This window comes from Rhodovulum sp. 12E13 (assembly GCF_003340565.1).
Classification (GTDB): Bacteria; Pseudomonadota; Alphaproteobacteria; order Rhodobacterales; family Rhodobacteraceae; genus HLUCCA09.
Genome location: NZ_QPLK01000009.1, coordinates 72,657 through 86,950, shown reverse-complemented (window position 1 = coordinate 86,950; position 14,294 = coordinate 72,657). Strand labels below are relative to the sequence as shown.

Sequence of the window (14,294 nt, the reverse complement as noted above, 5' to 3'; positions counted from 1 at the left end):
CGCCGTTTGCTCGACTCGTCGGGTGCAGCCGGGCCAGAGCCCTGCCCGCCCCCCGCGGCGGTGGCTCAGGCGACCGGGGAGAAGGCGGCGCCGCCGCGCGGGTCGCCCTTGATGCGCATCTCGGTCTGCGGGAAGGGGATCGTCAGGCCGCGGGCGTCGAAGGCCTCCTTCACCTGGCGCGTGAGATCCCAGTAGACATCCCAGTAATCCTCGGCGCGCACCCAGGGGCGGGCGACGAAGTTGACCGAGCTCTCGCCGAGCTCGTTCACCCGGATCACCGGCGCGGGGTCGGCCAGCACCTTGGGGTGGTTGCCGATCACCTGCTCCAGTGTCTCCTGCGCAAGCTCGATCGAATCGTCGTATCCGATGCCGAACACCAGATCGACGCGCCGCGTCTCGGAGGCGGTGGTGTTGACGATCACGTCGCCCCAGACCTTGGAATTGGGGATCACGATCACCTGGTTGTCGGGCGTCGTCACGGTGGTCGAGACGACCGAGACGGTCTTCACCGTTCCGCCCACGCCCGCGACGGTGACGTAATCGCCTTCGTCGAAGGGGCGATTGACCATGATCATCAGCCCCGCAGCCAGGTTGCCCAGCGTGTCCTGCAACGCGAAGGCCACGATGAACGAGGCGCCGCCGACCAGCGCGAAGAGCGGCGTGATGTTCACCCCCAGCGCGGCCAGCACCACCATCAGGCCCACGGCGATCACGAGCCAGTAGACGACCATGGCGAGGAAGCCCTGCAGCAGCTTCGACAGGTTCGGCACCCTCTGGAACATCCGCCGCGCCCAGGCGCGCACGATCCTGGCCACGATCAGCAGGCCGAGCAGCGACCCCACGATCACCGCGATGCGCACGGCAAGCTGGATTCCGCCCTCGGGCGAGACGAGCCAGTTGAGCACGTTCGACACGATCTCCTCGGGCTCGAGGTTGGCCGTTTCCTCGACCGCGATGGCCGATCGATAGGTGCGAAGCGAATCGATCAGCGCGGGGTCGCCTCCCTTGGCCTCTAGGCTCGACACCACGGCCGCGTAGCGCTCGAATATGGCGCCGCGCGCCTCCATCAGCGCGGCGCGGCGCTCAACATCGGCCTCGCTCGCCGCGCCGTCGGCCGCGCGCACGGCGAGGCTCTGCTCGACCACGGCGAGCGTCGCGTCGCGCGCATTGGCACGCCACGCCTCGGCCAGCGCGGTCAATTCGTCGACCGTCAGCGGCACGAGGCGCAGCCGCAGCTCGTCCAGCGGGATCGCGGGGTCGTCGAGCCCCTCGGGATAGGCCGGTGCCTCGGGCGGCGCGTCGGATGCCTCTTGCGGGGCCGCCTCTGCCGGGGCGGGGGCGTCGGCCGGGGCCTCGGCCGGCGCGGCATCCTGCGCGAGGGAGGATGGCACGGGGAAAACCAGGAGTGGAACGAACAGGGCGCAGATCAGGGCGAGGCGATGCATGGCGGAGCCTTCGTGCGGGGGTGGGGGCTGCTTGCGTCTTTGCCGGCGCCCGGGCAGGTCGCTCTGCCGATCGCCATCCGGCGCCGCTTTTAACATGCCGTCGGGGAAGGCCAACCGCGATTTTTCAGGGGTGGGGCGACAGGCAGGGCGCCGCGAAAAGGGGCAGTGCGACGCCAGAGAGCCCGTCTCGGCTGTCACCTCGCGTGCGTCCGCGGCTCGGCGGGTTCGCGCGGCGCTGAAATCGTGATCGGCGTGCCGCTTTCAATGTCGCAACGACACACCACCTCGTCGTGCATGAGCCTGAGCGCGCGGCGCCGGGCGATACCATGGATGCCGAGGTCGTTGCGCCGGCGTCGCTCGAGGCGCGGGCGGGCGGGCGACCGGAACGCGGCCGCAACGCCGGCCTCGATGGGCGGGGGACGCCCGGAGACCTCAAGGCGCGGCGGGGGCGTCGACCGTGGGAGGAGACGCGGAATGACGATGACCATCCTCGAGCGCGACCTGAGCTTCGCCGTCCTGCCGATGGGCGACGGGGCCGACCGGCCCGGCGAGTTCGGCAACACGATGCGGGCGCATCCGCTCGCGCGGCAGGAGTTGCCCCTTGATCCGCGCTACACGCTCTACAACCGGCGGCTCACCGCGATGTCGATGGGCGCGGTGCCAGCCGACGAAGCGTATTGGCGCCTGCGCCGCCACGCCATCCTGCGGCACACCGCCGAGCTGCCGATCGAGATCTCCGGCCCCGACGCGGTGCGCCTGCTCAACCTCGTCTTCACGCGCGACGTGGGCAAGACGCCGGTCGGCCGCTGCAGCTACCAGATCGCCTGCTACGACGACGGCGGCATGATGCTCGACGGCATCCTCGTGCGGCTGGCGGAGGACCGGTTCTGGTACGGTCAGGCCGACGGCGACCTGACCGACTGGATGCGCGCCCATGCCCGCGGGATGGAGGTGCGCGTTTCCGACCCCGATATCTGGATCAGCCAGGTGCAGGGGCCGGAGTCGCTGCGCATCCTCGCCGACGCCATCGACGGCCCCTACCCCGACCGCTTTCGCTACTTCGACGCGACCCGCGTCACCATCGCGGGGCAGGAAGTGGTCGTCACGCGCTCCGGGTTCACCAACGAGCTGGGCTGGGAGGTCTATCTCGGCCCCGATATCGACGTCGCGGCGGTCGGCACGCGGCTGCTGGAGGCCGGCGCGCCCTACGGCCTGACGCCCGTCGCCATCGGCGGCGCGCGGCGGATCGAGGCGGGGCTGCTCAATGCCGGCTCCGACTTCGACGCCTCGGTGACGCCCTTCGCCGCGGGCCTCGGCGGCATGGTCGACCTGGCCAAGCCCGACTTCATCGGCAAGTCCGCGCTGGCGGCCGCCGACCGGCGCCAGCGGACATGGGGCCTGCGCGTGCCGGGCGGGGTCGCCCGGATCGGCGACGCGCTGTGGCGTGGCGGGGTGCCGGCAGGCCGGGTCTGCTCGGCGGCATGGTCGCCCTTCCAGACGTGCGGCGTGGCGATCGTCCGTCTCGACGACCCCGCGCTCGGCCCCGGCACCGCGCTGGAGGTGGCCTGCCGCGACGGAGAGGTCCGCCCGGCCGAGACCTGCCCGCTGCCGATGTACGACCGCGAGCGCAAGATCCCGCGCGGCCTGGCCGTCGAGCGCCCCGAGCGGCGATAGAGGCGCGGAGGCGGCATCAGACACGCCGGCCGCTCTCGGCGAAGTGCATCTCGTCGCCCGGCTCCCCGGCGAGGCCGCAAGTGTGGCGCCCTCCTGGGGGGATCGGGTGCGCGCCGTCCTGCCGGACGGTGATCGCCTGCCCGTCGAGCCTGCGCAGGTGGATCAGCGTCTCGGCACCAGAGGCTCGGCATGGGCCACGCTGCCGCCGAGATCCGTCTCGGTCTGGCGCACGATCCGCACATGCTCGGGCCGGATACCGAGGCGCGCGCCCGCCGAAGTGGCGCCTGGGTCGCGCCGCATCGAGGAAATCGGTGGGCGGCGAGCCGATGAAGCCCGCCACGAATTCCGTCGGGGGTTGGCATAGACGTCGAGCGGGCGCCCCAATCTGGGCAGCGCGGCCCGCATTCATGACCACTAACGGTCGGCCAGCGCCATCGCCCGCCCTGGTCGGGGGTGACATGGAGCGAGGTCACGCCGAGATCGCGCTGCAGCGTCCTGATCTCGAGCCGAATCTGCACCCGCAGCTTTGCGTCGAGGTTCGACAGCGGACCGTAGAACAGGACCACCGCAGGCTTGCACACGATGGCGCGCCGGCGCCCGCGCCGCTACCCGGCATTCAGCACGCGCCCGAGAGGCGATTCCGCGTTGCGTGCCTCCCGGTCGAGACGCCGCAGCATCGCGGCGAGCTCCGGCTCCTGCACGCGGCGCGCGGCGGCCTCGGGCGAAAACCACCGACGCTTGCGCTCGCCGCGCTCCTTCCATGTCCGCTTCAGCTTCTCCACCCGCATCGGGTAGACGCACACCCGGCAACGCAGCACCGACCCGTCGTCGAGCCGCTTGTCGTAGGTGTATTCCCCGATGCCCTCGCGGCCGACGAAGCCCTTGGCGCCGGCCTCTTCCAGCGCCTCGATCTCGGCGGCCTGCCACGGCTTGGCATCGTCCATCAGCCAGCCCTTCGGCACGATCCACCGGCCCGTATCGCGCGACGTGACCATGAGGACGGTGAGCCGGCCCTTCCTGTCTCGCGCGATGGGCAGCGCCGCCGTCTGATGCCAGTCTCGACACATCTGCATGACCTTGCCGCATCTCCCGCAGGGCCGGGGTTCCGCTGCCCGGCTTCCGAAACAGCGCAGTTATGCGGCCACGAGTCCCGCCAATCAACAACAACCGGTGCAATGGTTGGGAATTCCCGCGTTTTTCCACGCGAGAGGGGCGGACGCGATGGACGAGACAGCTCTTGCCGAAGACGAGGCGCTGCATCCGCGCCTGCGCAAGGACGGGCGCCGCGCGCAGATCGTTCTGGAGCTCCGGCTGCGCCCGCACGTCCGGGTCGGCGAACTGGCGCGACGCTTCGGCGTCCAGGCCGAAACGGGACGCCGCGACGTCGAGGCGCTCTCGGCCCAGGGGGTCGTCTCGCGCGCGCACGGCGGGGCGACGACCCCGGCGCATGGCCGCCGCCCCGGCCTCGACGAGCGCAGCGCCGCGCCGGTGGCCGAGCGCGAGCGGATCGGTCGGCGCGCGGGAGAGCTCGTGCGCCCCGGCGAAACCGTGATGGTCGACTCCGGCTCCACCACGCTGCAATTCGCCCGCTTCCTTGCCTGTCGCGGCACGCCCTGCACCGTGATGACCAACAGCCTGCCCATCGCCATGATGCCGGGCCACGCCGACGTCGACGTCGACGTGATCCTCTTCCCCGGCGACTACCTGCCCGACAAGGCGGCGACGGTCGGCACCGAGGCGGTGGATTTCCTCGAGCGTCACCGGACCGATCGCTGCATGACAGGCGCCTCGGGGCTGAGTGCCCACGGCCCGGTCGAGGCGATGCGCGGGTTGGTTGCGATCAAGCGGGCCATGATCCGCCGCTGCGGCGCCGCGCACCTGCTCGTCGACAGCGAGAAGGTCGACCGCCCCGGTCCCGCCAGGGTCGCCCCGCCGAGCGAACCCGGCAAGGCGGCGGTCAATGCCCGGCCCGTAGCCGCCCGGCGCGCCGCCCTCGACCGCGCGGTGGTCGGGATTCTGCCGGCCGAGGGAGCGGACCGGTGACCGGGGCGGCGACCGGCCAGTGACCGGGCCAGTGACCGGAACGGGGGCGCCCGCCCGGCTCATCGGCCCGTGAGCACGGCGCTCGGGTTGCGCTCGAGCCGCCGGGCGAGCGAACGCACGGCCTCTGCCGCGCGGCTGACCTCGCGCAGCGCCGCCTGCGCCTCGCGGTTGAGGCGGCCGGTCTCGCCCAGCGTCGCAAGCACCGCCTCGGCCTGGCCCAGCACCGACGCTGTCCGGTCGACCAGCGCGGGAAGGTCTTCCGCCGTCGCGGCCACGCTGTCGGCGGCGCGGCGAGCCGAGGCGAGCGTCTCGTTGACGTTTTCCACCGTGCCGCCCCCGCGCAGCTCGGCCAGCGCCGCCTCGACCTCGCGCAGCGCGTCGCCCAGCTGACCCGGCAGGGCGCGCGCGCCCTCGGTGCCGAGCACCTGGCGCGCCGCCTCGGCCAGCGCCGTCACCTCGTCCACCAGCGCCTCGACCTCGAGCGTCTCGGCACGCGCCGCCACCACGTCGAGACGCTCGACCAGCTCCGGCACGCCCTCCACCGAGAGGCTGACGTCCTCGGCCGCCTCGGCCGCGGCATCGAGCGCGGCGTTGAGGCGGTCGACCGACCCCTCAGATTCGATCCGGGCGAGAACGGCGCGGGCGTCGGTGGTGGCGACGTCGAGCGACTCGAGCGCCGAGCCGAGCTGGCCGGGCAGCGCCTGCGCCGCCTCGGTGCCGAAGATGCCGCGCGCATCGGACAGGAGTGCATCGGCCTGCGCCACGAGGTCCTGCAGCGCGAGCCCCTCGGCCTGGGCCGCGACCGTATCGATCCGCTCGATCAGGGCCGGCACCCCCTCGACCGCCGCGCTGACATCGCGCGCGGCAGTGCCGGCCTGATCCAGCGCGGCGGTGACGGTGGCCACCGTGTCCTCGGTGCGCACCTGCGAGAGCAGGGTCTCGGCCTCGCCCACCGCCCGGTCGAGCGCACCGAGCGTGTCCGACAGCTGCCCCGGAAGCGCCTGTGCCGCCTCGCTGCCGACCAGGCCGCGCGCGTCGGTCACCAGGGCGCCGGCCTCGTCGACCAGCTCCTGCAGGGCGAGCCCCTCGGCCTCGGCGGCGACGGCGGTCAGACGCTCCACCAGCTCGGGCACGCCCTCGGCCGCTGTCCCGATCTCCTCGGCGGCGAGACCCGCCCGCTCGACGGCGTCGACCACGCGGGCCACGCCCTGCCGCTCCTCGAGGTCGGCGAGCGCGGCCCGCAGGTCGGTGGCGATTCCGCCGAGCTGCTCGGGCAGGGCCTGCACCGCCTCGCTGCCGACGACGGCGCGCATCTCTTCCACCAGGCCCACCACCTCGCCGCTGGCGCGCTGGATCTCGCCGTCCTCGACCAGCGCGCGGGCGCTCTCGAGGAAGCCCACCGCGTTGTCGAGCACGTCCTCGACGGGCAGCGCCTCGATGCGGGCGATCAGCCCCTGCGCGGCGCCCGCCACGTCCTGCACCTCGGCGGGCGCCGTGGGCAGCACGGGGAAGGGCTGCGCCTCGCGGTCGAACGCGGCCGAACCGGGGGCGTCGATCTCGACAATCTCCACCTTCAGCCCGCCGGTGAAGAGCGAGGCGTTGGTCAGCCGGGCGCGCAAGCCCTCCTCCACCCGCTGCGCAAGGAAGTCGAGCACCTCCTCGCGCACATCTTCGGCCCCGTCCTCGGACACGTCGCCCATCGTCAGCTCGTCGAGCCGGATCGACAGCGTGGCGACCAGCCGCACCCGCCCGTCGCCGAAGCGCTCGGGGTCGACGGTGCCCGACAGGTCGACCACCTCGCCGATCTCGAGGCCCCGCAGCGTGACCGGCGCCCCGGTCGACAGGCCGGCCACGTTGTCCTCGAAAACGGCGGTCAGGTTGAGCCGCGGCACGTTGGCCTCTTCGGCGGCGAAGACCGAGGCAACCGCCGCGTCGCGGTTGGGGTAGATATCGAAAGCGGCACCCTCGGGCACCGGCTCTCCCCCCGACACGACCACCTCGAACGCGAGCCCGCCCCGCACCAGCGACGACAGCGAGGCGAAGTCGAGCGAGGCACCCTGCGGGCCGACGTTGAAGGAAAACCCCGACGCAGACCAGAACCGGACGAGATCGGTCAGCAGCCGGTCATGCGGCGCCTCGACGAAGGCATCGGCGAGCACGGTGATGCCGTCGGTGGCGATGCGGGGCGGCCCGACGTGACCCACCTCGAGCCCGCGATACAGGATCGGCGCGCCCTCGGTCAGCCCCCGCCCGTCGTCGGAGCGCAGCACGATGCGCGTGCCTTCCATGTCGGGGCGCGCGACGGGCACCTCGCGCAGCCCCTCGAAGCGGGTGACGAACTCGCCCGGATCGGCATCCCAGCTTCCCTCGATGTAGACGCCGGAGAGCACCGTGTTGAGGCCCTGCACCCCTTGCGCCGTCACCTGCGGGCGCACTACCCAGAATTCGGCGCTGTCGTCGACATAGGGCGCCACCTCCTCGTCGAGGCGGACCGTCACGAGCACGCGGCCCAGCCCCTCGGTGAAGCCGACCTGCTCGACCTGGCCAACCGCGATGTCACGGTAGCGCAGCTCGGTCTCGCCGGCGGCGATGCCCGAGCCGTTGGCGAAGGTGATCTCGATCGTGGGGCCGCGATCGGAATAGGCCTGCCACGCCATGGCCAGCGCGATCAGCAGCGCGCCGAGAGGCACCAGCCACACCACCGACACCCGCTCCCACAGGGAGCGGCGGGCGGGCTGAACCTCGGCCTCGGGCACGGGCCTGTCGGGGTCGGCCGGACCGCTCATTGGGGCGTTACGCTCATTCGGCCGCCGGCCGCGTCTCTGGGGCGCCTGCGGGCACCGGGGCCCCCTCGATGCGCTGCCGCGCGGCGGCGACGGTATCGGCGCGCATGCTGTCGTCCCGGGCATCGAGCGCGGCGACGCTGTCCCAGATCTGGCGGCTGTCGAAGCTGCGGGCGGCGAGCATGGTGAAGATGACCGAGAGGGCGAAGGCCAGCGCCGCCGGCCCCGGATTGATCTGAGCGACCACCGAGAGCTGGACCAGCGAGGCGAGGATCGCCACCACGAAAACGTCGATCATCGACCACCGCCCGATGAATTCCACCAGTTCGTAGAGCTGCATACGGCGCAGCGCCGGCCCCCGCCAGCCCCGCTGGACCGCGAGCGCCAGATAGCCGATCGCCGCGAACTTGCCGATCGGGATGGCCACCGAGGCGAACAGGATCACGAAGGCCACCGCCCACGCGCCGTGCAGCGCCAGGTCGACCGCGCCGCCGACGATGGTGTTGTCCTGCGTGCCGAACAGGGTGCGCGTTACCAGCATGGGGTAAAGGTTGGCCGGGATGTAGGCCATCAGGCCCGCCGTCCACCACGCCCAGACACGGCTCATCGACTTGGCGTCGCGGCTGACGAGACGCTGGCCGCAGCGGCCGCAGCGCGCGGTCTCCATCGGCCAGACCCTGGCGCAGTGCGGGCAGCCGACGAGGCCCGCCTCGCGCGCGCTGACGGCGCGGATGTCGAGATTGGGCGCGCTCACGGGGTCAGCCCTTTCGGCGTCTCGGCGGGCGAGGCGGCGTCGAGCGCCTTCCAGATCGTCCAGCGGCAGGTGAAGGTATCCTGCAGGAGCGTGATGAGCACCAGCGCCGAGAACATCCAGAAGGCCGGCCCGATCTCGACGCGGGCGAGGTCGACCACCTTCACCAGCGCGACGCCCACTCCGAGGATAAAGATCTCGGCCATCGACCAGGGCCGGAGCTCTTCCGCCCACCGGAAGGCGCGCCGCCCGCCGGGCAGCACCCCGCGGCCCGTGAGCAGGGGCGCGAGCGCGTAGGTGGTCAGCAGCACGCGCGCCATCGGGACGCCGATGATCGTGGCGGTTACGGCGAGCGACAGCCAGACGAGCTCGGGCCCGGAGAAGGCGAGCGCGGCGTCGAATATAGACGAGGCGTTCGAGAAGCCGCGCACCCGGATCTCGAGGAACGGCAGGAAGAGCGCCCCCACGAGCAGCACCAGCACCGCGAGGCCCAGCGCCACGATCTGCAGGATTGCGCCGGGGCGCGGCCGGATCAGCACGGTATGGCAGCGCGCGCAGGTCGTCCGCCCGCCCGGCTCGGGCTCGCGCACGCGCCAGAGCGCGTCGCAGGCCGGGCAGGCGATATAGTCGTCGAGGTCGTGGGGCGGCCGTGTCTGCGGCATGGTCCCTCCGGTGCGCTTGCACCGCAACCTAGTCTTCCCTGCGCCCAGATACAAAGACCGGTCCGGGGCCGGCGGCCGGAGTCGCAGGTCGATCGGTGCACGGCAATGCCGGTGCCGCGCGGGGAACGGGCCGGCGCTCTCCGCCGTGCGAACCGGCAACACCCGATCCGGCACAGGGTTGCGCCCCGTGCCCGGCGAATCCGGGCTGAACGGGGGGCCGGGCCGCTCGCGCCTTCCCCTGCCCCGCCCCTTCGTCTAACGCTGACGCCGAACGGCCGCCAACGAAGCCGGACGGGAGGAGAGGCCATGCACGACCACGAGCACGACACGGAGACGCCCGCGCCAGAGGCCCCGACGCCCGGCGTCGAAGATCCCGGCGCCTCGGCGGTCTCGCCGCCATTGCATTATCACGAGCATCCGCAACCGGGAAAACTCGAGATCCGCGCCACCAAGCCGCTCGCCAACGGCCGCGACCTCGCGCTGGCCTATTCGCCGGGCGTGGCCGAGGCGAGCCAGGCGATCCACGCCGACCCGCTCGCCGCGACGCGCTACACCGCACGGGGCAACCTCGTGGGCGTCGTCTCCAACGGCTCCGCCGTGCTGGGCCTCGGCAATATCGGCGCGCTGGCATCGAAGCCGGTGATGGAGGGCAAGGCCGTGCTCTTCAAGAAATTCGCCAATATCGACTGCTTCGACATCGAGGTGGGCGAGCCCGACCCCGAGAAGCTGGCCGAGATCGTCTGCGCCCTCGAACCCACTTTCGGCGCGATCAACCTCGAGGACATCAAGGCGCCCGACTGCTTCATCGTCGAGCGGATCTGCCGCGAGCGCATGAACATCCCCGTCTTTCACGACGACCAGCATGGCACCGCCATCGTGGTGGGGGCAGCGGCGACGAACGCCCTGCGCGTGGCCGGCAAACGCTTCGACGAGATCAAGGTCGTGAGCACGGGGGGCGGCGCGGCCGGCATAGCCTGCCTCAACATGCTCCTGAAGCTGGGCGTGCGGCGCGAAAACGTGTGGCTCTGCGACATCCACGGCCTCGTCTACGAAGGCCGCACAGAGGACATGACGGAGCAGAAGGCGGCCTATGCGCAGCAGACCGACCTGCGCACGCTCGATCAGGTGATCGAGGGGGCCGACCTGTTCCTCGGCCTGTCGGGGCCCGACGTGCTCAAGCCCAAGATGGTGGCAAAGATGGCCGATCCGCCGATCATCTTCGCGCTCGCCAACCCCACGCCCGAGATCCACCCCGACGCGGCAAGGGAGGTGAAGCCCGACGCGATCATCGCCACGGGCCGGTCGGATTACCCCAACCAGGTCAACAACGTCCTGTGCTTTCCCTTCATCTTCCGCGGCGCGCTCGACGTGGGCGCGACCGAGATCAACGACGCCATGCAGATCGGCTGCATCGAGGGGATCGCCGCGCTCGCCCGCGCCACGACGAGCGCCGAGGCGGCCGCCGCCTACCAGGGCGAGCGGCTGACCTTCGGGCGCGACTACCTGATCCCCAAGCCCTTCGACCCCCGCCTGATCGGCGTCGTGGCCTCGGCGGTCGCGCAGGCAGCCATGGACTCGGGCGTGGCGACCCGACCGATCGACGACATGGAGAGTTACCGTGCCCGCCTCGACGGCTCGGTCTTCAAGTCGGCCCTGCTCATGCGCCCGGTGTTCGAGGCGGCGCGCCAGGCCGCCCACCGCATCGTCTTCGCCGAGGGCGAGGACGAGCGGGTGCTGCGTGCGGCGCAGGCGATCCTGGAGGAGACGACCGAGCAGCCCATCCTGATCGGCCGCCCCCGCGTGGTGGAGAGCCGCTGCGAGCAGCACGGGCTGACGATCCGCCCCGGCCGCGACTTCGACCTCGTGAACCCCGAGGACGATCCCCGCTACCGCGAATACTGGGAGACATATCACCGGATCATGTGCCGGCGCGGCGTGACGCCCGACCTCGCCCGCGCGATCATGCGCACCAACACCACCGCGATCGCGGCCGTGATGGTGCAGCGCGGCGAGGCCGAGAGCATGATCTGCGGCACGTTCGGCCAGTTCCTGTGGCATCTCAACTACGTGCGCCAGGTGCTCGCGCAGTCGGGGCGGCGGCCGGTGGGCGCGCTGTCGATGATGATCCTCGAGGACGGGCCGCTGTTCATCGCCGACACGCAGGTGCACCAGACGCCCAGCCCCGAGGAGATCGCCGAGAGCGCCATCGGCGCGGCGCGGCACGTGCGTCGTTTCGGCCTCGAGCCCAAGGTGGCGCTCTGCTCGCACTCGCAGTTCGGCAACATGGACAGCGACTCCGGCCGTCGGATGCGCGCGGCGCTCGAGATCCTCGACGCGCGCGAGGTCAACTTCGAGTTCGAGGGCGAGATGCATGTCGATTCCGCGCTCGACCCCGCGCTGCGCGCGCGCCTGCTGCCCGACAGCCGGCTGGAGGGGGCCGCGAACGTGCTGATCTTCGCCACGGCCGACGCCGCCTCGGGCGTCCGCAACGTGCTCAAGATGAAGGCCGGGGGGCTCGAGGTGGGGCCGATCCTGATGGGGATGGGCAACACCGCCCATGTGGTGACCCCCTCGATCACCGCGCGCGGCCTGCTCAACATGTCGGCCATCGCCGGCACGCCCGTGGCGCATTACGGCTGACGTGGGATCGGAATTAATGACCACAAGTCATTCGTCCGGCGACGGGGCCGATTAACGCACGACAAACCCGATCCGCGATAAGCCCCGGTTATGCATTGTGCTTCATTGGCACGGTTTGACGCAGAGGGGGGCTGACGGTGGAAGATTTCATCAACAGGATCGGCGAGCATGCGCCCGACCCCATCCTGATTACCGAGGCCGCCACGATCGACGCGGCCGAGGACGGGCCGCGCATCGTCTGGTGCAACCCGGCCTTCACCGAGATGACGGGCTATACGCTCGACGAGATCGCGGGCCAGACGCCACGCCTGCTCCAGGGCCCCGACACCGATCGCGCCGAGCTCGACCGCATTCGCGCAGCTCTGGCGGGGGGCGCGCAGGTACGGGCGACGCTGCGCAACTACACCAAGGCGCGACAGCCCTACGACGTCGAGGTGTTCATCACACCGGTGCGCGACGCTGACGGCGAGACCACCCACTTCATGTCGGTCCAGCGCGACGTGACGGAGCGCGCCCGGCGCGAGCGCACCCTCGCCGCCCAGGCCGCCGCGCTCGAGGCCTCGCAGCGGCAGTTGCAGGAGGAACAGACGCGCCTCGCCGGGCTCGCCGCGGTGGCCGAGCACGCGCAGGAGCTGATCACGATCACCGATCTCGAGTTCCGCATCCTCTGGGCCAACCCGGCCTTCGCCGCGCGGGCGGGCTTCCCGGCCGCCACGCTGCGCGGCCTGCAGCACTGCGACATCGTCTCGAAGACGGGCGAGACCTACCCGTCGCGCCACGTGGCCGCAAAGGCCGTGCTGCAGGGCAGCTATCATAGCGGGCTCACCCGCAACATCGACCGCGAGGGCAAGACCTTCTGGACGGACGTGCGCATCTCGCTGCTCCGCGACGAGCAGGGGCGGCCGGAGCGCTTCGTCGTCATCGAGCGGGACGTGACCACCGAGGTCCGCCAGCGCGACGAGATGGCCCGCCGCTCGCAGGATGCCGCCCGCGCCGCGGCCGTCGACCCGCTGACCGGACTGCTGACGCGGCAGGGCTTCGAGGGGGCCCTGGCGCTGCTGTGCGCCGATTGCGAGATGCACGACCACGGGGTGGCGCTGCTGCTGGTGGATTTGGACCAGCTCAAGGCGATCAACGACACGCTGGGTCACGCCGCGGGAGACGAGGCGCTCGCCACTGTCGCCGGCCGGCTCGAACGGCTGTTCTCGCCCGACGTGCTCGTGGGGCGCGTCGGTGGCGACGAGTTCGGCATCGCCATGACGCTGCGGACCGACAAGCGCGACCTCGCCGCGCTCGGCGAGCGAATCCTGCACGAGGCCGGGCAGGCCATCGCCATCGGCGAGGCCGCCCAGCGGATCGGCCTGTCGGTGGGCTACACATGGGCGAGCCACGCGCCCTTCGACATCGGCCGCATGATGATCGAGGCCGATATCGCCCTCTCGGCCGCCAAGGCCGATCCGGCACGGCGCGTACACCCGTTCGACAGCGGCCTGGCCGCGCGCCAGTCCCGCCGCAAGACGCTGGCCGACGAGCTGCACGTCGCCGTCGAGAACGGCGACTTCGTATGCCATTACCAGCCTCAGATCGACGCGCAAACGGGCGCGCTGGCGGGCGTCGAGGCGCTTGTGCGGTGGGAGAACCCGCGCCTCGGCCTGCTCGCCTCCGACGAGTTCGTGCCACTCGCCACCGAGCTGTCGCTCGAGCACAGGATCGACCGTGCGGTGATGGAAATCGCCCTGCAGGACCGGGCGCGGTGGCTGGCCTACGGGCTCGCGGTGCCGAAAGTGTCGGTCAACATCTCTGCCCTGCGGCTGCTGCAGCCCGATCTCGACAGGGAGCTCGCCGGGCTCGACCTGGCGTCCGGCGCGCTGTCGTTCGAGCTGCTCGAATCGATCTCGCTCGAAGTCGCCGACGACCGCATCGCCTGGTCGCTCGACATGCTGCGCGAGCAGGGGATCAGCATCGAGATAGACGATTTCGGCACCGGCCGCGCCTCGTTCAACGGCTTGCTGCGCGTCGGGCCCGACCGGCTGAAGATCGACCGCAGCCTGATCGCGCCGGCCGACGTCGATACGACGCGCCGCCGGATCTTCGAGTTGCTGGTCGAGGCGGGGCGCACACTCGGCATCTCCGTGACCGCCGAAGGCGTGGAGAACGAGGAACACGCCCGCATCGCCCGGCAGGCCGGCTGCTCGGTCCTGCAGGGCTATCTCTACGACGGCCCCCTCGCCCCGGCCACGCTGCTCGCCCGCTACGGGCCGATGCAGATGCAATCGGTCTGAGCCCGGCACACCCC

10 protein-coding genes are annotated in these 14,294 nt (G+C 71.5%); 4 read left to right on the top strand and 6 right to left on the bottom strand.

The features are described from left to right. Positions 1 to 65: 65 nt before the first annotated feature. Positions 66 to 1,445: a mechanosensitive ion channel family protein gene (locus DLJ49_RS10130; protein WP_115393427.1), complete on the bottom strand. Its 1,380-nt coding sequence runs from the start codon at positions 1,443 to 1,445 to the stop codon at positions 66 to 68. 474 nt (positions 1,446 to 1,919) lie between these two features. Here DLJ49_RS10130 and DLJ49_RS10125 point away from each other — a divergent pair, with 474 nt between their 5' ends. Continuing rightward, positions 1,920 to 3,119, top strand: a complete 1,200-nt coding sequence (locus tag DLJ49_RS10125) for an aminomethyl transferase family protein (RefSeq protein ID WP_233488935.1) — start codon at positions 1,920 to 1,922, stop codon at positions 3,117 to 3,119. A 162-nt stretch (positions 3,120 to 3,281) separates the two neighbouring features. Here DLJ49_RS10125 and DLJ49_RS21760 read toward each other — a convergent pair whose 3' ends face one another. Together DLJ49_RS21760 and DLJ49_RS10120 are read right to left on the bottom strand one after the other, a co-directional pair. After that, positions 3,282 to 3,419 carry a hypothetical protein gene (locus DLJ49_RS21760; RefSeq protein ID WP_158547443.1) on the bottom strand — a complete coding sequence of 46 codons (138 nt, stop codon included), beginning with the start codon at positions 3,417 to 3,419 and terminating at the stop codon, positions 3,282 to 3,284. A gap of 305 nt (positions 3,420 to 3,724) precedes the next feature. Beyond that, positions 3,725 to 4,192, bottom strand: a complete 468-nt coding sequence (locus DLJ49_RS10120) for an NUDIX hydrolase (protein WP_233488933.1) — start codon at positions 4,190 to 4,192, stop codon at positions 3,725 to 3,727. A gap of 148 nt (positions 4,193 to 4,340) precedes the next feature. On the opposite strand from DLJ49_RS10120, the gene DLJ49_RS10115 reads away from it, so the two are divergent. Next, on the top strand, positions 4,341 to 5,162 hold the full coding sequence (locus DLJ49_RS10115; RefSeq protein ID WP_115393426.1) for a DeoR/GlpR family DNA-binding transcription regulator: 822 nt from the start codon (positions 4,341 to 4,343) through the stop codon (positions 5,160 to 5,162). A gap of 59 nt (positions 5,163 to 5,221) precedes the next feature. Here DLJ49_RS10115 and DLJ49_RS10110 read toward each other — a convergent pair whose 3' ends face one another. From DLJ49_RS10110 to DLJ49_RS10100, 3 genes are all read right to left on the bottom strand, one after another. Further along, complete coding sequence (locus tag DLJ49_RS10110; protein WP_115393425.1) at positions 5,222 to 7,948, bottom strand: MlaD family protein; 2,727 nt, start codon at positions 7,946 to 7,948, stop codon at positions 5,222 to 5,224. 13 nt (positions 7,949 to 7,961) lie between these two features. Further along, complete coding sequence (locus DLJ49_RS10105) at positions 7,962 to 8,612, bottom strand: paraquat-inducible protein A (protein ID WP_115393493.1); 651 nt, start codon at positions 8,610 to 8,612, stop codon at positions 7,962 to 7,964. A gap of 83 nt (positions 8,613 to 8,695) precedes the next feature. Continuing rightward, positions 8,696 to 9,358, bottom strand: a complete 663-nt coding sequence (locus DLJ49_RS10100) for a paraquat-inducible protein A (RefSeq protein ID WP_115393424.1) — start codon at positions 9,356 to 9,358, stop codon at positions 8,696 to 8,698. 306 nt (positions 9,359 to 9,664) lie between these two features. On the opposite strand from DLJ49_RS10100, the gene DLJ49_RS10095 reads away from it, so the two are divergent. Next, the gene (locus DLJ49_RS10095; RefSeq protein ID WP_115393423.1) at positions 9,665 to 11,998 is read left to right on the top strand and encodes an NADP-dependent malic enzyme; all 2,334 of its coding nucleotides are present in this window, start codon (positions 9,665 to 9,667) and stop codon (positions 11,996 to 11,998) included. Positions 11,999 to 12,135: 137 nt separating this feature from the next. Continuing rightward, a complete protein-coding gene (locus DLJ49_RS10090) occupies positions 12,136 to 14,280 on the top strand; it encodes a sensor domain-containing protein (RefSeq protein WP_115393422.1) in 2,145 nt (714 codons plus the stop codon). Positions 14,281 to 14,294: the final 14 nt, after the last annotated feature.

Excerpts from the sequence above, each read along its gene's own strand:
- DLJ49_RS10130 (WP_115393427.1), bottom strand. The coding sequence starts at position 1,445 with ATGCATCGCCTCGCCCTGATCTGCGCCCTGTTCGTTCCACTCCTGGTT.
- DLJ49_RS10125 (WP_233488935.1), top strand. The coding sequence starts at position 1,920 with ATGACGATGACCATCCTCGAGCGCGACCTGAGCTTCGCCGTCCTGCCG.
- DLJ49_RS21760 (WP_158547443.1), bottom strand. The coding sequence starts at position 3,419 with ATGCGGCGCGACCCAGGCGCCACTTCGGCGGGCGCGCGCCTCGGTATC.
- DLJ49_RS10120 (WP_233488933.1), bottom strand. The coding sequence starts at position 4,192 with ATGCAGATGTGTCGAGACTGGCATCAGACGGCGGCGCTGCCCATCGCG.
- DLJ49_RS10115 (WP_115393426.1), top strand. The coding sequence starts at position 4,341 with ATGGACGAGACAGCTCTTGCCGAAGACGAGGCGCTGCATCCGCGCCTG.
- DLJ49_RS10110 (WP_115393425.1), bottom strand. The coding sequence starts at position 7,948 with ATGAGCGGTCCGGCCGACCCCGACAGGCCCGTGCCCGAGGCCGAGGTT.
- DLJ49_RS10105 (WP_115393493.1), bottom strand. The coding sequence starts at position 8,612 with ATGGAGACCGCGCGCTGCGGCCGCTGCGGCCAGCGTCTCGTCAGCCGC.
- DLJ49_RS10100 (WP_115393424.1), bottom strand. The coding sequence starts at position 9,358 with ATGCCGCAGACACGGCCGCCCCACGACCTCGACGACTATATCGCCTGC.
- DLJ49_RS10095 (WP_115393423.1), top strand. The coding sequence starts at position 9,665 with ATGCACGACCACGAGCACGACACGGAGACGCCCGCGCCAGAGGCCCCG.